The organism is Campylobacter concisus (assembly GCF_002913545.1).
Classification (GTDB): domain Bacteria; phylum Campylobacterota; class Campylobacteria; order Campylobacterales; family Campylobacteraceae; genus Campylobacter_A; species Campylobacter_A concisus_AV.
Window position 1 is genome coordinate 21,031 of sequence record NZ_PPBR01000076.1, and the last position, 21,646, is coordinate 42,676.

Here is a 21,646-nt window from a genome sequence, read left to right on the forward strand (position 1 = left end):
ATCAAATTTGTATATTGTACTATGGTACAACTAAGATATACCCACTCTCGCTGATGTTTTTAAATTTCACGCCAAGCTCGCGTTTTAGGCGCAAAACGACATTTTGTATCGCAGCCTTGCTCACCTCGGTGCTCTCATAGACAAATTCCTCTATCATCTCGTAGGTGACAAGCTTGTTTAGGTTGTAGGCAAATAGCCAAAATATCTTATTTTGCAAAAAGCTAAGGTATAGCTCACTGCCGTTTTTATAAATTTTCTCTCTTTTTAAATTTATACTCACCTCATCACTTAGGCGCACTAGCTTCTCATCTCGCTCGAAGCTTAGGCTTATCAGCATCGATCTAAGATCCTTTATATCGATAGGTTTTTTCAAAAACAAGGTCGCCCCCTGCTCATAGCTCTTGATCAAATTTTCATCGCTGTCGTATGAAGTAAAGACGATAAATTTCTGATGAGGCTTTAGCTTTTTTATCTCATTCATCATCTCAAAGCCATTTAGCACTGGCATGTGAATGTCGCTCATCACGATGTCAAAGCCCTGTTTTTTAAATTTCTCCAGCCCATCTTGCCCATCTTTTGCGCCTACGACCTGACCACAGTATGGCTTAAGGCCAGTGATGATGAGCTCCCTTGCCATCTCGTCGTCCTCAGCTACCAAGATAGATACTTTTTTTAAAATTTCTAGTGCCTCTTGCATCTTTTAACCCTTTAAATTCTTATCAAAGCTTAGCTCAAAAATCGTTGGCTTTAGGTTGTGCGCAAGCGTGATGTCGCCATTTAGCTTCTCACGCGCGAGCTTTTTAGCAAAGTAAAGCCCTATGCCATTTCCTTGCTTTTTAGTTGTGTTTAGCCATGTAAAAATTTTCTTACTCATCTCGTAGCTCACGCCGCCACCACTATCATAAACGCCGATGTAGCACTTATCTTCAAAGCTTCTAAATTTTAGCTCTATCACGCGTTTTAGCGGCTCATCTTTGTAGCTTTCAACTAGTGAGTCCTTTGCGTTGTGGATTAGGATTAGTAAAATTTGCTGGATGATGTTTTCTATCTGGCAGACCTTCATCTCTTCAAATCCGCTAAATTTCACGCTCACGTTTGCACGGCTAAGCTCTGTGTGCATAAGTGTTATTAAATTTCTAACGCTTGTTTGGATGTCAAATTCGCTCACATTTTCAGCGCTTTTGTAAAAATTTCTAAAAATTTCGATTGTTTTTGAAAGTAGCTCGATCGAGCTTTGCCCTTTTTCTAGTAAATTTAAAAGCTCCTCATCGCTTAGCTTGCCCTCTTTTTTTAGCATTATCGCCGAGCTTAGCATCAGTTTTAGCGAATTTACTGGCTGGATGAACTGATGACTTATGCCGCTTATGAGCTCTCCAGCCTCGCTCATCTTGGCTCTGTGCGCTAGCAAGGTCTCGTACTCATCTTGCACCTTTTTTATCTTGTTATACATGAAGTTGTGCAGGCTGTTTGCCAAAAATGCAAGTGCGACGAAGGCAAAGAGTAAATTTAGGGCGTTTTTTAGCGCCTCTCTTGTCATGGCTAAAATTTCTTCTTCGTTGTTTGTGCCAGCTCCGATAAACCAGTTCATCGTCGGTATCTCGGCTACTTGGATCAAATTTTGCCCTATCTTTAGGCTAGTGATATCCTCATCTTTTAAAAATAGCTCTTTAAATTTCTCCTCGATCTCTCTTTTTAGCGTTATATCGGCCATCGATGTGAGGATCTCACCGCTGTGAGTTACTAAAAATGAGTAAGAATTTGGCGCAAGGCTAAAGTTTTTGATGCTATCAAAGATAGTGCCTATGCGCACGACGCCGCAAAGTGCCGCCTCAAATTTCGCGTCTTTTTCAACTGGCACGCATAAATTTAAAGTAGAGTCTTTTAAAATTTTGTGATTTTGCATGAAATTTACACTTGGGGCATTTGTATTTTTTGTCTCGACATACCAGATAAGCCCTGCTCGCTCACGCTTTGACATCACCTCTTCTGAGATCTTTTGCCCATCTACAAAGATCTCGCCATCCTCTCTTAGAAGCTGCATGAGATCAAATTCTTTCGCATTTTCTTTAAAGAGCTTTATGAAATTTGCCACCCTAGTATCGTCATCAATGATATTAGAGTTTTGGATAAATTTTGACGCACGGATGAGTGAATTTAAGCGCTCATCAAGCCAAATTTGAAAGTTGCTAACGATGTTTTTACTAACTGCGATATTGTTTTTATCAGATAGCTCGATGATCTTTTCTTTTGCTTTGTTGTAGCTGTTTAGCCCAAGAAGCACGACAAAGAGGCTTGCTAGCAAGATGATCGCATAAATTTTAATATTTTGTGATTTTAAATTAATACCCATGCGCGCAGTATATCCTAAGTTAGCCCAAAAATAGGGCTAACTAAAATTTATTTCTTAAAAGATAGAAGCTTTGAAACAAGCATAAGTGCAAGCACAACAAAGCAAATACCAAATCCAAGCAGCGTGCAATCCGCCATCGACATAAATTTAGAAGATGGCACAAGATACCAGCCGTCTGCGTAAAGATCCACTATGCTCTTTTGCAGATCGCTTAGCACCGCGCCATCAGGCACCATAGGGCTGTCATATCCGCAGTCGCCTGTCGGCATAAACCAGTCAGGTGCCCACTTCTCAAGCGGCAAGCCAAATGGATAGTGTGGCTCAGTCGAGCAGCCCTGCACGCCAAAAGGATCATCGCCATGCACCGCGTCGTGGATTTTGGCTAGCTTTACGCTATACATTATGCCCTGCACCGCTCCCCAAAAGGCAAAGACGTAGCCAACTAGAGCAAAGAGTAAATTTTTAGGGTTTATGATAGCGATCACGCCACCAAGCGCCATGCATAAAAAGGCAAAACGTATATAGACGCACTGCTCGCAAGGAGGCATATAAGCGTAGTTTTGAAAGAGCGAGTGCGCGATAACTACAAGCGCGACGCTTACAAAGACTAGGATCGCCCAAGAGATGCGTGAGTCTTGAAATTTAGCCATTTTTTTAAAAAAGCTCATGTGGCGCCTTATTTTTTAAGAAGCTCTTCGATGAGTGCTGCCATGCCGTCAAGCGAGCTGATCGATTTTGTCATGATGAGATATTTGCCATTTACGACAAATGCTGGCACACCTTGAATTTTAGCCACGTCATAGCTCTCATCCCACTTTTTAAGTAGCTCAGTCACTTTTGGATTAGCTAGCTCTTTTTCGTAGTCTGCTTTGCTAACGCCAGCAGCATCAAGCCCAGTCTTTAAAAAGCCCTCAGCATCTTTGCCATCGCCCCAGCGCTCTTTTTTGTCATGATAAGCTTTGTAGTAGGCAAATTTAGCCTTTTTAAATAGCGAATTTTCATCAAATAAGCTCACTCCCTTTGCCTCGTCCATAACGATAAGCACGGCAAAGACCTTGCTCGCAACCTCGCCGTAATCGCCCTTTGTCTTTAGGTGAAATGGCTCGTATTTTAGTCCAGGGATTTTCTCAACTACCTTTGGAGTGACGCTCTTGTCGTACTTGTAGCAAAATGGGCAAGCGTAGCTAAAAATTTTAACTAGCGTATTTTGTCCCACACTTAGTGGCTTTTCAAGCTTGACGTAGTCCTCGCCCTCACTAAATGCACTCGCACTGATCGCACCAGCAACTGCAACGGCAAAGATAGCCTTACTAAATTTAGATAGAAAACTCATGATGATCTCCTTTGGATAATTTATTTTGAGTTATTCTACAACCAAGCTCAACCGCACTTTTAACGCTAGAATAAATTTTGGCTGAAATTTATCTTTTTTAAATTTATGATGGTGGATTTGGCGATTTTGTTTTTTGTTAAATTTATAAAAATAATATACGTTATCAATAAAAATTATTATTTACATATTTTAATTATTTGGTTATAATCCGCTCAAATTTTATCAAAATAGGAGTCAAAATGAGACAGTACGAAACATACAAATGCGAGAAATGCGGCAACGAGATCGAGGTTCAAAAGGTTGGCGGCGGCACACTAACCTGTTGCGGCGAAGAGATGAAATGCGTGACTGAGAATTTAACAGCGGTAAATTTGATGAAGGCATTTGCTGGCGAGTCACAAGCTAGAAACAAGTATGAGCTTTACGGCGACCTAGCTAAAGAAGCAGGCTATCACGCGATAGCTAGACACTTTTACGAGGCAGCTGAAAACGAGAAGTGGCACGCAAGGGCTGAATTTAAGAAGTATCACGAGATGATGAACGATCCGATCGATAAGATGGATAAAAATTTACTTGACGCTGCAGCTGGCGAAAACTACGAGCATACGACGATGTATCCAGACTTTGCAAAGATCGCAAAAGAAGAAGAGCTAAGAGATGTTGAGAGGCTATTTAACGCGATCGGCAAGGTTGAAGTTGAGCATGAAAGAGAGTATTTAGAGCTTAAAAAGATGCTTGATGAAGAGGGCTTTTTTGAGAGCGACGAAGAAGATATCTGGGTTTGCGAGGTGTGCGGACACGTTCACAGAGGCAAAAAAGCTCCAGGCGCTTGCCCACTTTGCAAAGCTCCAAAAGAGTATTTTAAACGCGAATTCTTAGGCTAAAAAAGCCAAAATTTTAGCCAAGGCGCTTGTCTTGGCTAAATTTAATAAATTTAAATCTATTTAAAATAAAAAAGTTATATAATCTCCTTAAATTTTCACAAGGAGAAAGAGATGAAAAAATCACTTTTAGTTTTAGCTACTCTTGGCTTTGCATTAAGCCTAAACGCTGCAGATCTTACAGATACTTGCAAGTCTTACTTCTCAGACATCGATAAGATGGTTGAAGCTTACAAAAAAGCTGGTCAAGAACAACAAGTAAAAATGTATGAAGATCAAAAGAAACAATCAATGGATCAACTTGCTGCACTTCCAAAAGAGCAACAAGACGCTACTTGCAAACAAGCTAAAGAGATGTTTGCTCAAGTAATGGATCAAATGAAAAAACAAGGTCTTTTAAAATAAAACTCCGCGTGGCTAGGCTCTCTAGCCACACTTTAAATTTACCCCTCTTTTTTACATAAATTTTGCGCGATCTTTGCAACAGACGGCGAAACTAGCAAAAGCACAGGATACGCCACTACAAAGGCTTTTACATAGGCGATTAGCCAAATTTTCACAAAGCCATCAACAAAACCAAGGTTTAGATACGTCAGCACAAACGACATAAAAAAAGCCATAAATGCTGACATTATAAACGCAAAAACATATCTATAAAATTTCGCTGGTATCATGAAATTTTACCTATCAGCTCCTCTAGCCTCTTTGCATGATCAAGCGCCTTTTGCCTCATCAAAGCAAGCTTTGTCTCATCGTGCCTGCTCTGATATGACAGCCCTCCGCTATAAACATAGCCTGCAAACTCCATGCCACACATATTTGCTAACGCCTTAAGCGGCGGTAAAAACTCCTCTATCTCATAGCGCTGAAGCGCCTCTTTTTTATAAAGCTCCTCAGGCGCGCCAGAGGTAAATGAAAGCACCAGCTTCTTGCCATGTAGCTTATCTCCCTTACTGCCATGAGAGAAGCCATGAACTAGCACATCCTCAAGCCACTTTTGCAAAAGCGATGGCACGCCGTACCAGAAAAATGGATAAACAAGCACGATCACATCAGCCTTTACTAGCTTTTCTTGCTCGGCTTTTACGTCGATAGCGTAGTTTTTATAAAGCTCGCTTAGTATGTCAAATTTAGCCTCTGGCAAGTGCTTTTTTAGCTCGCCTAAAATGATCTTATTCGCAAAGGAATTTTCAAGGTCTGTATGACCTGATACGACTAAAATTTCACTCATTTTCTCTCCTTAAATTTACTTGCAAACAAAGCTACTTGCCTTGCTGGTATCACCACCCACGTATGTAGCTACCTTTGGATAGGCGCACACTAAAAATTCCTTGCCAGCGTAGCTCTTGCTTTTTGCTAGCATACTCTTTGGCGCTTCGCCCTTTTCGTGCCACGCTTCAAGCGCACCAAGCGGATCGACGTCATCTATGCCGTTGCCGCCACCGCAGTGGTTCATCCCCGGTAGCGCAAAAAATGCCGCAAAATTTTGGCTATTTTTATTATCAGCCTCTAGCTTTTTAAACCAATCCCTTTGATCTTTTGCCGAGAAAACTGGGTCTGAGACGCCAGTTACGATGATGAGCTTACCGCCATTTGCGCTAAATGTGCTAAGGTCTGTTGAGATGGCGTCATTTATCGCAGCGGTCTCGAAAGTCTTTGGCGTGTCTTTGTCAAAGTCAAAATTTATCGTGTCAAAATTTGGCTGCGCTGGCGTTAAAAAGTAGTAATTCACCGAGCCACTTGAAAGCGTGATATTTCTAGCGTTTGGCTTAGCACTTTGTGAGTCGCCTAGCTTCCACTGCCTCCAGCCCTCAGCGCTCACTCCTGAGTCGTAAAACCAGCCACTATAAATTTGCTCGCCCTTGCTGTTTTTGGCTCCGTTAAAGATTTTCTCTATCGCCTCTATCTTTTGCTTATCTAAATTTAGACTTTTTGGATCAAATTTGCACGTTTCCCACGCATTGATGATCCCATCTTTTAGTCCGTCTAAGGCGTCACATTTTTCTAGCACGGCGTGGCTTAGCTTGTCAAGGTCGTCCTGCGTTAGGGCATTTGCGAAAATTTTCTCGCCTTTTTCATTTTTCGGAGCTATCTTCATAAGGGCTTGGTTGTCCCACTGCTGAGCGATCGCCGCGCGAGATAGCCTAAAGCCAGGGTTTGCAGCGATGACGCCGTCAAATTCAAGTGGATAGCGCTGGGCTGCGATTAGTGCTGCCCTGCCGCCATTTGAGCAGCCCATGAAGTAGCTATGTTTTGGCTTTTTGGCGTATGCGGCAGCTAAAATTTGCTTAGATGCGTCCGTGACCTTGCCGATCGCCTGATAGGCGTAGTCTAGCCTTGCTTGCTGATCTAGTCCAAACTCTGCCGTTGGCTCTGGGTGTCCTGAGTTTGTAGTAACCACCGCGTAACCTCTAAGAAGCGCTGGCGTGGCCGTGCTTGTGCGTATCGGCACTGCGCCAAGAGCGGGCGCTACAAAGCCGTCCATACCGCCTCCACCTTGAAACAAAAACTTCTCATTCCACTGCTCTGGCAGCCTTAGCTCGTAATCAATCGCATACTCTTTGCCGTCACTGCCAGTGCGCTTATAGAGTTTGCCATGTACCACGCAGTGAGGCTTTGCTTTGATAGTGTTTTTACTGCCACCAGTTAGCGCAGACATCTTATCGGCTGATACTTCGCCACTCTCACTCTACAGCGCATCTATCATCTCGTTGTTTAAAATTTTCACATCTTTTAAACTCTCACATCCTGCCCTATCAAGGGCAAAAGCCGTGCTGCCAATGAGTGCCAGTGCGCAAAAAAGTGAAATTTTCTTCATAACATCTCCTAAAATTTTACCTTGCTAAATGAGGTCTCGTTTTTTAGTCCAAAGCCGTCAAATTCATCTATCAGCCCAGCTCGCTCTTTGGCATAAGCCTTGTAGTTTTCGCTGTGGCGGTAGCTCTCAAAGCTAGCTTCGTCTTTGTAAATTTCAACCAGCACCCACTTATTAGGTGCCTCTTTTTGACCAAAGGCAAACTGCGCATAAGCACCATCATCTACGCTTTTTTGCATATATTTTTTGATGATCTTTTCAAATTTCGCATCGCTCTTTGCTAAAAGGCTTAAGTTTGTAATGTGAAAATAGGCATCTTTTAGGCGCTCTGGCGTTAAATTTTTAGAAAACGCAGCCCGTTTTTTCAAGCTTATAGCCTTTTTACTTGCCAAAATTTCATCACTCGCACTTGCAAATTTCTTATAGTGCGCCGAGCCTATATGCTTTTTATAAGCCGCCTCGTCCTTGTAAAACTCAAGCACATAAAATAGCTCTGGCTTGCTCTTTGCGCTCGCAAAAAAGATCGCCTGCATGTCTGGCTCGCTCTTTGAGCTTAGTATATTTTCCCTGCCAAGACGCTTTAGCAAACTCTTGTTATTTGGCGTTGAAAGCAGCTCATATAAGCTCACTTTTGCCTCCGCCCCAAAGGCAAAAGCCGCCAAAACCGCTAGTAAAAATAGCTTTTTTATCATCAAATTTCCTTAAATTTATTTCTCAACCACTCTTTTCATCCAAGCAAAAAGCTCGTCTAAATCGTAGTCACCGCCATGTCCTTGCCCCCAAACCGCTTCGAAATCAACCTCTTTGCCAGCATTTTTAAGCGAGAGTGCGAGCATAGCAGGCACGGCAAGGGCTAGGTCGGTGTCGTTTGTGCCCTGCCTTATGCGGTAAAATTTCGCCGCTTCTTTATTTTTAGTGTAGTTCATCGCATTCATCATCTTTATGACGCTAGCCTCCGCCATCTCGCCCTCGCTTCGCTCTTTTGCAAATTTAGTAAAGTGCTTTGCAGGCGTTTTACTATCGCCAAAAAGGTCATTTTCTGGATTTTCTAGCCCAAATCCGTCAAAGGCAACCACCGCTTTGGCACGCTTTAGCGAGGCGATGAAGTCTTCAAGCTTAAATGTATATCCAAGCGAGCAGCCCTGCGTATCAAGAGTTATAAATTTAGGCGTGAGCGTGCTTTTGTCGCTGCTTTTTGTAGCGGTAAATGCCTTTGAGATAAGGGCGTTTATATACTCTTTGAAACTGCCCTCGCCGTTTTCATCAAGGCTTAGCGCGTGACCTTTGGTGTCTTTTAAATTTAGCGAGTTTAGATAGGCTGGGAATTTACTCTTTAGCTCGCGTGAGAGCTCTTTTTGCGTGGCGTTTAGCTCGCCTGTGATAGTCTTTGGCTTTTTGCTCCTGTCGTTAAAAATGCTTGCATCAAGACTTGAAAAATCAATCCTTTCAAATTTATCCAAATCCCCAAACATCCACTCATACGCCTCGTCCTCATGCTCTAAATTTGTCACAGGGCAGTAGGCTGAAGCGGCATAAATTTGATCGTCCGCCTTTGCAGCGCCTAGCTCTTTAAGATATGGCTCATACTCTTTTGCCCCTGCGCTAGTGCCTAGAAGTGCCGACATCGCGCCGCCTGCGCTCGTGCCGTTTGAGATGATCTTATTTGCGTCGCCTGGCATAAATTTGTCGTTAAATTTAAGATATCTAACGGCCGCTTTTAGATCGACTATCGCAGCTGGCGCTTTGCCGATGAAGCGCTCGCCATCTTTTAGCGTCCTGCCCCTAGCGCCAACGCTTGCCACGACGTATCCTCTAAGAAGCGCTTCGAGGGTGGCATTTGGCTTTTCGTTTTGGATTTCTGGCTTTTGTGGTTTAGCGCTCATGTAGCCACCGATCGCATTTGGCATAAAGATAGCGCTCTTTTGGTCGCTAAATTTACCCTCTGGCACGTAAAAATTTAGCACCTCATAGTCGCTAACTGGCTTTGCCACATAGACTATGCCCTCATAGGCTCTAAATTTAAGCGTCCTCTCGCCAACTTGCACGCTTTTTAGCTCAAATTTCTTTTCATCAAATTTAAGTTCATTTCCAAAGCAAGCGCCTACCAAACAAACCCCTAAAATAGCAACTCTAACGCATTTCATGATCTGCCTTTTTATTTTGTCCTACTTTTTGTTTCGCTAGCCTTGGCGTAGGCTACCAAGGCTTTAAAGCCTAGTTATCTTTTGGCTTATACTTGATCGCATAGTCAAATTTTGGCTTACTTAGGCTAAACTCAAAGCTATCTCTATCGACCGAGCCAACGCAGTAGTGGCTATCATAAAGACGAAGCAAAAACTCCGCCATCTGCTCGCTCGTGTGATACTTTTTAAACGCTTCGTCGTAGTCGTAGCTCTCTTTGCTAGTTGCTACCATGCCAAATTCTGTCTTTGTAGCAGCTGGAGCCAGCACTTTTGCTTGCATCTTTGCCTGCTTGTCCTGTGCTAGCTCGTGGTAAAGCCCCTCGCTAAAGGCACTTACGAAAAATTTGCTAGCGCAGTAGGTGACGGCGTTTGGCACTATCTTGTAGCCGCCTATTGAAGAGATATTTATAAGCTGCGTATCTTTGTCTTTATATTTTTTAGTAAAGAGCGTTGAGAGCGTCACAAGTGAGATGATGTTTAAATTTATCATCTGAGTGATCTTGTCTAAATTTTGCTCGCCGACCTTGTTATAGTCGCCAAAGCCAGCGTTGTTTATAAGCGCTTTTAGCTCAAATTTTTCTAAATTACGCCAAAGCAAGAGGACATTTTCTTGCTTTGAAAGGTCACAAAGCTCTATCACCACATCGACATTTGCAAATTTAGCTATCTCGCTTTTTAGCTCCTCTAAAAGCTCACCCCGCCTTGCGATAAGGATCAAATTCTCCCCACGCCTTGCAAATGCCTTTGCCACGGCCGCTCCTATGCCTGAGCTTGCCCCAGTGATCACTATATATTTTTTCATTTTGTAAATTCCTCCGGACTATAAATTTTTACACCTTCACTGTGATCATCTTGTGCTACTTCCACGATCACCTTAGCGATGTCAGCCGCCTTCATCGGACGATACTCGTCAAAAAAGCCTTTTGGGATAAATTTAAACGCCTTTATCACCAAATACTCACCTAGTCTAAATTCCTTTCTCTCAGCCTCGATAAGTGGCAGCCTAGCGATATGAAATGAGTTATATCCAAGCTCTTTTATCTTTGCTTCTGCTTGACCTTTTGCCTTTAGGTAAAACGAGCCTGACTTTCTGTTTGCCCCTGCAGCCGAGAGCAAGACAAAGCGTTTTGCACCGCACTCCAAGCCAAATTTGGCGAAATTTATCGGATAGGTCACATCGACTTTGTAAAACTGCTCTTTGTGCTTTGCCACTTTCATAGTCGTGCCAAGCGCGCAAAAAACGTCATCAGCGATAAATGGCACCTCATCTTTAAAATCATCAAAATTTACTATCTTTACTTCAAGCTTTTCATGGGTAAATTCTAGCTCATGCCTAACAAGGGCGACCACCTTGTTGTAGTGCTCACTCTCGCATAAATCTTTTAAAATTTCACTTCCCACAGCGCCGCTGGCTCCTGCGATAAGGGCGACTTTTTTCATGTTTATCCTTTGTAAATTTTGGATAAATTCTATCTCGCTAAGGCAAAAATTTCGCTTATGGCCTCTTTTGTATAAATTTGCTCCAAGCCCCTGCCCTTGGCGTAGTCATAAACTAGCGCCATGATCTCGTCTAAATTTGACTCATCGACGCCGATTTCAATTAGGCTTGTTGGCGTGCCGATCTTGCTAAACCACTCTTTTAGCTTTTTAATAGCCTCGTCTGCGTCATCTACGCCAAAAATTTCTTTGCCAAAGCGCTTAAATGCCTTTAAATTTCTACTCTTATACCACTTCATCCATGCTGGCATCACTACACTTAGCCCAGCCCCGTGCGCGCAATCAACCACCGCACCTATGGCGTGCTCGATCATGTGGTTTGGATAAGAGTAGCCAGCCGTGCCAACGTAAGTTAGACCATTTAGCGCCATCGTCGCAGCCCAGGCAAACTCGCCTCTAGCGTCATAGTTTTCTGGCTCTTTTAGTAAAATTTCAGTCGTTTTCATGACCGTTTTGATGTTTGCTTCGATGTATAAATTTATGATCTCAGGCTGGATGCTCGCCGTAAAGTAGCCCTCGATGCTGTGAGCGATGATGTCAGAGGCCGAATAGACCAAGTACTCCTTGCTAACGCTTGCTTGAAGAAGTGGATTTACCACCGATACTTTTGGGTAAAGACAAGCGCCGTGCATGGCAAATTTCTCTTTTGTGGCTTCATTTGTGACGACTGCGCCGCCGTTCATCTCTGAGCCAGTTGCAGCAAGCGTTATGATGTCAAAGATCATAAGCGCCTCTTTTGGATTTTTGCCAGTAAAAAAGTCCCAAACATCGCCGTTATATTTTACTCCAGCAGCCACAGCCTTGGCCGTGTCAAGCACCGAGCCGCCACCTATGGCTAGCACGCTATCGACGCCTTGCTTTTTAGCTAAATTTATAGCCTCATTTACCTTGCTTAGCACTGGATTTGACTTCACGCCACCTATCTTGCAAAACTCGATGCCATTTGCGCTTAGGCTCTTTGTGGCAACGTCAAAAAGTCCGTTTTGTATGATCCTGTCGCTGCCATAGATGATGAGCGTCTTTTTTGCGCCAAATTCTTTCATATATCTGCCGATGTTTTGCTCTTTGTCTTTGCCAAATTCTATTTTAGTAGGGTTTAAAAAGCTGAAATTTTGCATAGTTTTCTCCTTATTTGCTTTTGTGATTTGGGGTAAATTTTAGTTAAATTTTCTTATTTTTAGCTATTTTTATCTGCGCTAAATTTAGAAATTTCTTAGTCTGATAGGTAGTTTTGATGTGATCTTATCTGGATCGAAGCTGTTTTTTGGATCGCCTAAGCCTCCAAAATTTTCGCCAGTGTTAAAGAATTTTTGTAAGAAATATTCCCCTCTATACCCAAGTTCAAAAAGTAGCTCAGACATCTCAGAGATATCCTTTTCGCTTAGCAAGTCCGCATGCACGGTCGTTCTAACTTCAAATTTAAAATTTATCTCAAGCAGATATCTAAGCGTGGCGGCAAATTTCTCATATAAATTTGAGCCAGTGATGCCTATAAATTTCTCTTTTGGAGCTTTAAAATCAAGCGCGATGTAATCAATCAGCCCCTCATCTATCGCCTCTTTTATAACACTGCAGTGCGAGCCATTTGTATCTACTTTTAAGCTAAAGCCACGTGCCTTTACCTCACGTGCTAAATCAAAAAATAAAGGATTCGCTGTGCATTCTCCACCGCTAAAGACGATGCCATTTAGCTTGCCGACCCTGCGATCTAAAAAGTCGCAAACTTCGCTAAGGCTTATAGTGCCATTTGACTTTACAACCTCGATGTTGTAACAGTATCCACAGCGCATATTGCAACCTGCAAACCAGATGACAGCTGCCACTTTATCAGGATAGTCAAGCGTCGTAAATGGCGTTATACTAAAGACTCTTTGCAAGTTTTTGACCCTTTTTTTAAATTCAAAGGCACAAGGGGCGTGCCTTTGGCTTGCATTTTAGTTTATTTTTTTAAATTTATTCTTGTTTTTAGGCAAGAAATTTATCTCTTGCAGCAACTCGCGTATTCGTCAAATTTTATTCGCTCTTTGTGCTCGCCTTTTTTACCGAGGTTAAAGCTCTCAACTGGTCTGTGATAACCCATAACACGAGTATAGACCACGCATCTTGTGCGCTTTTCTTGTACTTTTTCTAAAATTTCTTTTTCTGTCATTTCCTCTCCTTATTTGGATTTTTTCTTTTCATTTTCTATCAGCTCGGCATCACAAAGTGGGCAAAACTCATGCTCGCCAGCTATGTAGCCATGCTTTGCACAGACGCTAAAGACCGGCGTTATCGTGATGTATGGGAGTTTGTAGTTTGAGATTATACTCTTTACAAGCTCTTTGCAAGCTTTAGCCGAGCTTATGCGCTCTTTCATATATAGGTGAAAGACGGTGCCGCCAGTGTAGGCGCTTTGTAGCTCATCTTGTAGATCAAGCGCTTCGTAAGCGTCGTCTGTGAAATTTGCAGGTAGCTGGGTTGAGTTTGTGTAGTAGATATTGTCCCCCTCGCCTGCTTGGATGATGTCTGGGTAGCGCTTCTTATCCTCTTTGGCAAAGCGGTAGGTCGTGCCCTCAGCTGGAGTTGCTTCGAGGTTATATAAATTTCCGCTCTCTTCTTGAAATGTCCTTATCTTATCACGTAAAAAGCCAACCATCTCAAGGGCAAATTCTCGTCCAAATTTGGTAGAAATGTTCTCTTTATCGTCAGTGAAATTTCTAAGTAGCTCATTCATGCCATTTATGCCGATCGTGCTAAAGTGGTTGTTAAAGTGCTTTAGATACCTAGCTGTGTAAGGATAAAGCCCTCTGTCATACATCTCTTGGATAAATTTACGCTTTTTCTCTAGGGTTGATTTAGCTAGGTCTAAAAGGTAGCTTAGTCTGTTGTAAAGTGCGACCTTATCGCCTTTGAAGTTATAGCCTAGGCGGGCTAAATTTATAGTCACAACTCCGATCGAGCCAGTCATCTCAGCGCTTCCAAAAAGACCGCCACCACGCTTTAAAAGCTCTCTTAGATCAAGCTGCAAGCGGCAGCACATAGAGCGCACGTGACCTGGTTTGTAGGCGTTTTCGTTTTCTATTTTGTTGCCATTTTCATCGTAAGTGTATTGTGAGCCGATGAAATTTTGAAAGTAGCTTGAGCCCATTTTGGCGGTATTTTCAAAGAGCACGTCGGCTACTTCGCTATCCCAGTTAAAATCCTCTGTGATATTTACCGTTGGTATCGGAAATGTAAAAGGCTGTGAGCACTTGTCGCCAGCTGTTAAAACCTCGTAAAAAGCCTTATCTATGCGTGCCATCTCAGGCTCGAAGTCCTTGTAGGTCATATCGATCAAATTTTTCCTGCCACGCTCGTTTGCTTTTTTCAAAATTTTCTCATCTTTTACGTTCGTAAAAAGGTGTATGTCATCGCTCGTTGGTATCTGATCTCTTAGGTCGCTTGGGCATGTGATGTCTATGGTTACGTTTGTAAATGGACTTTGTCCCCAGCGTGCAGGGACGTTTAGGTTGAAAATGAAGCTAGTTATCGCCTTTTTGATCTCGGCGTCGCTTAGATCGTCTTTAAAAACATAAGGCGCAAGGTAGGTGTCAAAGCTAGAAAACGCCTGAGCGCCCGCCCACTCGCTTTGCAAAATGCCTAAGAAATTTGCCATCTGATAAAGCGCCTCTCTAAAGTGCTTTGGTGCCTTGCTCTCGACCCTGCCACGAACGCCGTTAAAGCCCTCATTTAGTAAAGCTCTTAGGCTCCAGCCAGCACAATACCCTGTAAGGCAGTCTAGGTCGTGGATGTGGTAGTCGCCGTTTCTGTGAGCTAGCCCCTCTTCTTTGTTATAAACAGCGTCCAGCCAGTAGTTTGCGATCACTTTGCCGGCGGTGTTATTTATAAGGCCTGCGTTTGAATAGCTCGTGTTTGAATTTGCAGAAATTCTCCAGTCGGTGCCGTTTATGTACTCATTTATCGTTTGGGTCGAGTTTATATAGGTCGTGTCAGCGTTTAAACCTAAAATTTGCTCGCGTTGAAGCTTATGCGTGTGGCGGTAGAGCATAAAGCTTTTTAAGACGTCAAAGTAACCGCCAGCAAATAGCTCTTTTTCGATAGCATCTTGGATGTCCTCGACTGTTATTGCGCTTGATTTTTGAAAGATATCTTGGACTACGTTTGTAAAAACTTGCTCGTCATAAGCCACATTTTCGCTTGCAAATGCCTTTTTTATTGCATCTACTATCTTATATGCTACAAATTCTTGCCTTGTGCCGTCTCGTTTTAAAATTTCACGCATCGCCCACTCTTTCCGATTTTTTTAATATGGAGTTTTAAAGTATAGGACAAGAAAGCTTAAACAATAGACAACTATTTTCTTTTGTTTAATAATATTTATCAAAAAATATAAAATTTTGGAAAGTTTTCTTAAATGATATATTTACTTTATTAAGGGTATATAATATAAATTATTATTTGTTACATTAATTTTAAAAACTAATTATTTTTTATAAAATAATTAGGTTAGACTAATACTATTATAGTTTCGTATCTCTTTGCTTTTTTAAATCTAAAATAGCCATTTTTAAAACCTGAAAAGCAACTTTAGCCGTTTGGTCGTCAGGTTTAAAATTATTAGCCATCTGTTCCATAGGATGTATATAGTTTCTAAAATCTCTTAATTCGTGTGAAAATTTTTTAGTATCTTGAGACAAAATCCCTATCCCGCCAGATACATCTATCATTTCTGCTAGTTTCCAATTTTGAAAAGGTTTCACTTTGCCAGTTTTGTCTTTTGGAGATTCGTTATATACATTAAATTGTTTTGGATTTTTTAGCATAAAGTTTAACAAAAGACATTCTAAGATACTTCCACATAGTATAATTACTGACATATATGCACCGATACCCAAGCATTTATCTATCTCTGTAACTCTATACTCCAAGACCTTTTCTAGTCCATAATCCAAAGTTAAATCTTTAATATTAATGTCATCAAATTTTTTCTTTAATAATTCATCTTTCGAATCTATAGTATTTTGAACACCAAGAAGCCTATTGGTGATTTTTATGCATTCACTGTAAATTTTTTCGTTAAATTTAATCCTTCCGCTATCAACATTAAATTTATAGCGTTCCAATAAATTCTTTAATACTCTTCCATTTACTGCGTCGCTTTCAGTTTGCCAAAAGGCTCTTAATTTTTTGGCTTTGGAACTTCCATAAATGTTATATTTAATAGCATGTATATCGATTCCAGTGATATTTTGTATAAAATCGTAAAAAGTCCGATCAGTAAAATCTAAAACATAGCCAGTATCCATTTCAAAAAGCATTTCTAAATATCTTTTTTCAATATCTGTTAAGCTGGACAAAATAATTACCTTTTGTTTTTAATGTGGATACAAAGGATACCTATGGTAAAAATTCATAGATATCCAATAGATTTACTGACAACCTTCACACTCGATCGAACGGTCAGCTACGTCGTTTAGTTTTTCGCTGTCTGGTGACTCAGAGCGTAGATAGTAGGTTGATTTTAGTCCGAGCTCCCATGCAAGCGTGTAAATTTCACTTAAATATCCGCCGCTTGCCTTATCTAGGCTCATGAAGATATTTAGACTTTGACCTTGGTCGATCCATTTTTGACGGATCGCGCCTGCTTTTATAAGAATTCTCTGATCAAGCTCGTAAGCTGGCGTGTAAAACTGCCAAGTATCTGGGCTTAAATTTGGCACGACATTTGGAATCATACCGCTTAGGTTGTGCTCAAACCACTTGCGCTTATAGACTGGCTCGATAGTCTGAGTAGTGCCAACAAGGATCGAGATCGAGCTAGTTGGAGCGATCGCCATTAGGTAGCCGTTTCTCATACCATCACGCTTGACCTTCTCTCTTAGCTTGTCCCAGTCGCAGACATTTTCGTCAAATAGTCCGCCTTTGTCGTTTAAAAGCGCTTTTGCGTTCTCGTTTGCAGTGTCTATCGGCATGATACCTTTGCTCCATTTTGAGCCTTCAAATTTTGGATAGATGCCCTTTTCTACGGCTAAATTTGAGCTAGCGTAGATCGCGTTGTAGCTTATGTTTTCCATTATGCTATCAATTAGAGCCAAGTGCTCATAACTGCCCCATTTTACGTTTTTCTCAGCTAGCATTTGCGCCTCACCCATGACACCAAGGCCGACCGAGCGAGAGGCTAAGTTTGTGTGTTTTACCTTTTTGTGTGGGTAGAAATTTAGGTCTATAACGTTATCAAGCATCCTGATAGCTATCGGCACGACACGCTCGATGTCCTCTTTGCTGTTTATCTTGCTTAAATTTATACTTGCAAGGTTGCAAACCGCCGTTTTGCCCTCGATACTCTCTTTTTCTACTATGAAAATTTGCTTGCCTTTTAGGCTATCAAGCGCGCTAAGCTTTTTGGCTTTTTTAGTTATGCCACTATCGACCGTGACGTCTTCTTCTTCGTCAAATAGCTCCTCGCCACCGTCTTCATAAGTGATCTTGATCTTATAGTAGTTTGGCGCTGTGTTTTGGAAAATTTCGGTGCATAAATTTGAGCTTCTGATGATGCCCTCATGGTCGTTTGGATTTGCTTTGTTGGCGTTATCTTTGAAGCATAAAAATGGCATGCCTGTTTCAAAATAGCTAGTTAAAATTTTCTTCCAAAGCTCTTTTGCAAGGATGGTGTTTTTCTGGATATTTTCGTCGTTTTCATACTCTAAATATCTCTTCTCAAACTCCTCGCCGTAAAGGTCGCAAAGGTCGCTTACTTGAGCTGGGTCAAAGAGGCTCCAGCGGCCATTTTCTTTGACACGCTTCATAAATAGGTCGTTTATCCAAAGTGCAGGGAAAAGCTCGTGCGCGCGGCGTCTCTCTTCGCCTGAGTTTTTACGAAGATCGAGAAAATCGCTCACGTCCATGTGCCAAGGCTCGATATAAACAGCGATCGCGCCCTTTCTAGTGCCTAGCTGATCAACCGCTACTGCGATGTCGTTTGTTACTTTTAAAAATGGTATGATACCGCCAGCTGCGTTTTTGTGTCCGTCGATACTGCCGCCCATCGCACGTACCTTGCTCCAGTCCCAGCCTATACCGCCGCCAAATTTTGAAAGTAGCGCCATCTCTTTGTAGCTATCAAAAATGCCCTCAATATTATCAGGCGTGCTACCTACGTAGCAACTGCTTAGCTGGTGGCGTGTAGTCCTTGCGTTTGAGAGCGTTGGCGTGGCTAGCATCACTTCAAATTTAGAGATGAGGTCGTAAAATTTCTTTGCCCAGCCTTGACTGTCTAACTCGTTTTGCGCAAGAAACATCGCGATCGCCATAAACATGTGCTGTGGCAGCTCGATAGGCATGCCGCTCTTGTCTTTGATGAGATAGCGATCATAAAGCGTCTTAATGCCAAGGTATGCAAACTGAAGGTCGCGCTCAGGCTTTATGTATGCGTTTAGGTCTTCAAGGTCGTACTTCTCTTTTAGCCCAGGGATGATGCGGCCTACTTTTTCGCCCTTTGCGAGGTAGTCTTTTAGGTGGTTGTAGCCGTTAAAGCCAGTCACTTTGTGATAAAGGTCGAACAAAAATAGCCTCGCAGCGACAAATGTCCAGTTTGGGCGGTCGATGTCGATCTTATCAACTGCTGTTTTTATAAGAGTTTGCTGAATTTCCTCAGTCGTTATCATATCTCTAAACTGAATTTTCGCATCTACCTCAAGCTCGCTAAGACTTACGTTGCTAAGACCTAGGACAGCTTCGTTTGTGTATTTTTTGATCTTGCTGATATCAAGCTCTTCTGTTCTGCCATTACGTTTTATAACTTTCAAAAATGTCTCTCCGTGTTAAATTTTAATTTGAGATTTTATCCAAAAAGATATAAAAACTCTCTTTGCCAAAAACTACTCAATAAATATAAAATTCAGAGCTAAAATGAGAAAAATAAAGGCTTTTAAAACTATCATTTTTAGTGCGAGAGAGCGACGAAGGCGTTAAACGTGATGAGCTTTTGTGTTAGCTTTAACGACCAAAATTTAAATGCGCCAACATCGCCGATAAATTTTGCTGACACTTGTAAAAGCTACTTGAAAATGTCGCTCTTGGCTGATAAATTTGGCGAGCTAAATTTAAGGTGGTTTTGTATTAGGGTATTTTGCAAGGGGCTAAATTTACCCCTTGCGTTTAAATTTATTTGCCAAAAACTCTGGCGAAAATTTTATCTACATTTTTGGTGTAGTAGTTGTAGTCAAAGCACTCTTTGATCTCATCTTTGCTAAGGCTCTTAGTTAAGTCCTCGTCGTTTAGCAAATTTTGTAAAAATAGGCTGTGACCTTGCTCGTCGATCGCTTTTTTGCCCTCTTGCAAGTCCGCCCAGACCTTCATGGCGTTGCGCTGAACGATCTTGTAGGCGTCCTCTCTAGATATTCCACGCTGTGGCAGCTGCAAAAGCACACGCTGTGAAAAGACTAAACCGCCTGTTAAATTTAAATTTTTCATCATATTTTCTGGATATACGACTAAATTTGCTATCAAATTTTTGATACGAACCAGCATAAAATCAGCCGTGATAAACATATCTGGCAGGATAAATCTCTCAACCGAGCTGTGGCTGATGTCGCGCTCGTGCCAAAGTGCGACGTTTTCAAGAGAAGGCGTGACGTATGAGCGTAGCACCCTGCAAAGGCCGGTGATGTTTTCGCTAAGGACAGGATTGCGCTTGTGTGGCATAGCGCTTGAGCCCTTTTGTCCTGGGCTAAAGTACTCCTCTGCCTCGTAAACTTCGGTTCTTTGGTAGTGCCTAATGGCAACTGCGATCTTCTCACAAGTAGAAGCCAAGATAGCCATGGCGCTCACCACGTGGGCATAGCGGTCGCGCTGGATCACTTGATTTGACGCTGGAGCAGCCTTAAGACCTAGCTCCTCGCATGTTAGCTCTTCAAATTCCATCGGTGCATGAGCTAAATTTCCCATAGCGCCTGAAAGCTTGCCGTAGCTGATCGTATCTTTTGCGTCTTTGATGAGCTTTAGCGCTCTTGCGATCTCGTCGTACCAGATGGCAAGCACAAGGCCAAAAGTTATCGGCTCGCCGTGGATGCCGTGGCTTCTGCCGACCATGAGCGTGTGCTTGTGCTCGTTCGCTCTGTTTTTGACCGCCTGCATAAACTCCTCTACGTCGCTGATGATGAGCTCTAGGCTCTCTTTCATCTGAAGCGCGACGGCTGTGTCGATACAGTCGCTTGAAGTCATGCCGTAGTGCACGAACCTGCTCTCATCGCCAAGGCTCTCGCTGACGCTTGTTAAAAATGCGATGACGTCATGCTTTGTCGTCTTTTCTATCTCGTCGATGCGAGCCACTTCAAATTTAGCGTTTTTGCAAATTTTCTCGCAGTCGCTGTCACTTATGAAGCCAAGCTTATTCCAAGCTTTAACAGCAGCTTTTTCTACTTTGAGCCAAGCGTCGTATTTTGCTTGTATGCTCCACTTTTCAGCCATCTCTTTGCGTGAGTATCTTTCGACCATTGTTGAACCTTTTGTGTTAGTTTGCTTTTGTCCTGAAAGTATAAATTTGGCTTTTTGAGCCAGAAATCACGTCGTGCAATTTCTCTAAATTTAAGTTTTGATTATATAAAATCCGGGCTGAAATGTCGGTTATACGCTTATAAATTTGGGCTTAAGATAGCTCGCTCGTTTTTCAAAGGATCATTTTTGCCCTATGTAAATAAATTTATCGCCACTGCAGATCATCAAAAAGCTTATGAAATTTTACTGCAAAATGGCTTTAACATGAGCCAAACCCAGCGCCTCATCGACAAAGGCAGGCTGATATGCGAAGGCAGTGTCGTGAGCGAGAAAAATGCCATTTTGTGTGGCGATGTCTTTTTGATCGACTATGAGGCCAAGCCAAAGGGACTAAAGCCGATCTTTGAGTGCGAGAGCTTTGCGGTATTTGACAAGCCAAGCGGGGTGCTCAGCCACCCAAATGGCAGGCACTGTGACTACTCGCTAAACGATGAAATTTACACACTTTTTGGGCGAGATGCGAGCGTAGCACATAGGCTAGACTTTGAAACAAGCGGCGTAATAGTCGTGGGCAAAGATATAAATTCTACGATAAAACTAAAGAAAATCTTTGAAAACAGAGAAATTTCTAAAAGCTACGTCGCGATGGTGCAAGGCAAGATCGAGCGAGAATTTACAATCGATGCTAAGATGGATCTAGCGAACAACTACGACGATGTGAAAATGCGAATGCAAATTTGCGAAAATGGTAAGAGCGCTGTGACTAAAATTTTGCCGATCAGATATTTTGATGATATCGATACGACTTTAATTCGGGCTATCCCGCTCACTGGCAGGCAACATCAAATTCGCTTGCATTTGTTTCATGTGAAACACAAGATCCTTGGCGAACCACTTTATGGTTTGTCACGTCCGCAGATCGAGAAAATTTTAGATAAAGAGATGAGCGAGTGTGAACGGATAAATTTAACTGGATCAACAAGGCTCTTGCTTCATTCGGATGAAATTTCATTTAAATTTGATGAAATTTTTTACACCATAAAAAGCAAATTTGACGCCGAAAGTGAGTTTTATAAATTTGCAAAAGAAGCAAATAATCAAACTATTTAAATT

Annotated in this window: 20 protein-coding genes and 1 pseudogene; 3 read left to right on the forward strand and 18 right to left on the reverse strand. The window is 42.1% G+C overall.

Going from position 1 to position 21,646, the window contains the following annotated elements; all coding sequences use genetic code 11:
* Window positions 1–19 precede the first annotated feature (19 nt).
* From CYP05_RS04560 to CYP05_RS04575, 4 genes are read right to left on the reverse strand one after another with little or no spacing between them, the layout of a single operon-like run.
* Window positions 20–697: a response regulator transcription factor gene (locus CYP05_RS04560; protein WP_103568203.1), complete on the reverse strand. Its 678-nt coding sequence runs from the start codon at window positions 695–697 to the stop codon at window positions 20–22.
* Window positions 698–700: 3 nt separating this feature from the next.
* Window positions 701–2,350 carry a sensor histidine kinase gene (locus CYP05_RS04565; RefSeq protein WP_103642131.1) on the reverse strand — a complete coding sequence of 550 codons (1,650 nt, stop codon included), beginning with the start codon at window positions 2,348–2,350 and terminating at the stop codon, window positions 701–703.
* A 47-nt stretch (window positions 2,351–2,397) separates the two neighbouring features.
* Window positions 2,398–3,018, reverse strand: coding sequence for a protein-disulfide oxidoreductase DsbI (gene dsbI / locus CYP05_RS04570; protein WP_087583319.1), 621 nt, complete (start codon window positions 3,016–3,018; stop codon window positions 2,398–2,400).
* A gap of 8 nt (window positions 3,019–3,026) precedes the next feature.
* Window positions 3,027–3,683 (reverse strand): thiol:disulfide interchange protein DsbA/DsbL, encoded by a 657-nt coding sequence (locus CYP05_RS04575; protein ID WP_103585519.1) that lies wholly within the window; start codon window positions 3,681–3,683, stop codon window positions 3,027–3,029.
* A gap of 239 nt (window positions 3,684–3,922) precedes the next feature.
* Here CYP05_RS04575 and CYP05_RS04580 point away from each other — a divergent pair, with 239 nt between their 5' ends.
* Both CYP05_RS04580 and CYP05_RS04585 read left to right on the forward strand, forming a co-directional pair.
* The gene (locus tag CYP05_RS04580; RefSeq protein ID WP_002940712.1) at window positions 3,923–4,567 is read left to right on the forward strand and encodes a ferritin family protein; all 645 of its coding nucleotides are present in this window, start codon (window positions 3,923–3,925) and stop codon (window positions 4,565–4,567) included.
* A 111-nt stretch (window positions 4,568–4,678) separates the two neighbouring features.
* Window positions 4,679–4,969: a DUF5339 domain-containing protein gene (locus CYP05_RS04585; RefSeq protein ID WP_103637931.1), complete on the forward strand. Its 291-nt coding sequence runs from the start codon at window positions 4,679–4,681 to the stop codon at window positions 4,967–4,969.
* 38 nt (window positions 4,970–5,007) lie between these two features.
* Here the strand turns inward: CYP05_RS04585 and CYP05_RS04590 are convergent, their stop codons facing one another.
* The 14 genes and pseudogenes from CYP05_RS04590 to purB form a co-directional block, all read right to left on the reverse strand.
* Window positions 5,008–5,238, reverse strand: coding sequence for a DUF2798 domain-containing protein (locus CYP05_RS04590; protein ID WP_103642132.1), 231 nt, complete (start codon window positions 5,236–5,238; stop codon window positions 5,008–5,010).
* Entirely contained in the window at window positions 5,235–5,795 is a 561-nt protein-coding gene (locus CYP05_RS04595) for an NAD(P)H-dependent oxidoreductase (RefSeq protein ID WP_103642133.1), read from the reverse strand. Before CYP05_RS04595 ends, CYP05_RS04590 begins: the two co-directional genes overlap by 4 nt.
* Before the next feature lie 15 nt (window positions 5,796–5,810).
* Complete coding sequence (locus tag CYP05_RS04600; protein ID WP_258031517.1) at window positions 5,811–7,223, reverse strand: tannase/feruloyl esterase family alpha/beta hydrolase; 1,413 nt, start codon at window positions 7,221–7,223, stop codon at window positions 5,811–5,813.
* Between the two features lie 30 nt (window positions 7,224–7,253).
* Window positions 7,254–7,382 carry a hypothetical protein gene (locus tag CYP05_RS10140; RefSeq protein ID WP_258031518.1) on the reverse strand — a complete coding sequence of 43 codons (129 nt, stop codon included), beginning with the start codon at window positions 7,380–7,382 and terminating at the stop codon, window positions 7,254–7,256.
* Between the two features lie 8 nt (window positions 7,383–7,390).
* Window positions 7,391–8,071, reverse strand: a complete 681-nt coding sequence (locus CYP05_RS04605; RefSeq protein WP_103642134.1) for a putative quinol monooxygenase — start codon at window positions 8,069–8,071, stop codon at window positions 7,391–7,393.
* Window positions 8,072–8,086: 15 nt separating this feature from the next.
* Complete coding sequence (locus CYP05_RS04610; RefSeq protein ID WP_103642135.1) at window positions 8,087–9,523, reverse strand: subtype B tannase; 1,437 nt, start codon at window positions 9,521–9,523, stop codon at window positions 8,087–8,089.
* Between the two features lie 70 nt (window positions 9,524–9,593).
* A complete protein-coding gene (locus tag CYP05_RS04615) occupies window positions 9,594–10,364 on the reverse strand; it encodes an SDR family NAD(P)-dependent oxidoreductase (RefSeq protein WP_103642136.1) in 771 nt (256 codons plus the stop codon).
* On the reverse strand, window positions 10,361–11,002 hold the full coding sequence (locus CYP05_RS04620; protein ID WP_103642137.1) for an NAD(P)H-binding protein: 642 nt from the start codon (window positions 11,000–11,002) through the stop codon (window positions 10,361–10,363). Before CYP05_RS04620 ends, CYP05_RS04615 begins: the two co-directional genes overlap by 4 nt.
* 29 nt (window positions 11,003–11,031) lie before the next feature.
* Window positions 11,032–12,177: an iron-containing alcohol dehydrogenase gene (locus tag CYP05_RS04625; RefSeq protein ID WP_103642138.1), complete on the reverse strand. Its 1,146-nt coding sequence runs from the start codon at window positions 12,175–12,177 to the stop codon at window positions 11,032–11,034.
* An 84-nt stretch (window positions 12,178–12,261) separates the two neighbouring features.
* Complete coding sequence (locus tag CYP05_RS04630; protein WP_103642139.1) at window positions 12,262–12,936, reverse strand: anaerobic ribonucleoside-triphosphate reductase activating protein; 675 nt, start codon at window positions 12,934–12,936, stop codon at window positions 12,262–12,264.
* Between the two features lie 101 nt (window positions 12,937–13,037).
* A pseudogene (locus CYP05_RS04635) lies at window positions 13,038–15,320 on the reverse strand (ribonucleoside triphosphate reductase).
* Window positions 15,321–15,558: 238 nt separating this feature from the next.
* Entirely contained in the window at window positions 15,559–16,395 is an 837-nt protein-coding gene (locus CYP05_RS04640; RefSeq protein WP_103642141.1) for a hypothetical protein, read from the reverse strand.
* Window positions 16,396–16,467: 72 nt separating this feature from the next.
* The gene (locus tag CYP05_RS04645) at window positions 16,468–18,843 is read right to left on the reverse strand and encodes a ribonucleoside-diphosphate reductase subunit alpha (protein WP_103642142.1); all 2,376 of its coding nucleotides are present in this window, start codon (window positions 18,841–18,843) and stop codon (window positions 16,468–16,470) included.
* 358 nt (window positions 18,844–19,201) lie between these two features.
* Window positions 19,202–20,533, reverse strand: a complete 1,332-nt coding sequence (purB, locus tag CYP05_RS04650) for an adenylosuccinate lyase (RefSeq protein ID WP_103642143.1) — start codon at window positions 20,531–20,533, stop codon at window positions 19,202–19,204.
* Between the two features lie 186 nt (window positions 20,534–20,719).
* On the opposite strand from purB, the gene CYP05_RS04655 reads away from it, so the two are divergent.
* Window positions 20,720–21,643, forward strand: a complete 924-nt coding sequence (locus CYP05_RS04655; RefSeq protein ID WP_103642144.1) for a pseudouridine synthase family protein — start codon at window positions 20,720–20,722, stop codon at window positions 21,641–21,643.
* Window positions 21,644–21,646 lie beyond the last annotated feature (3 nt).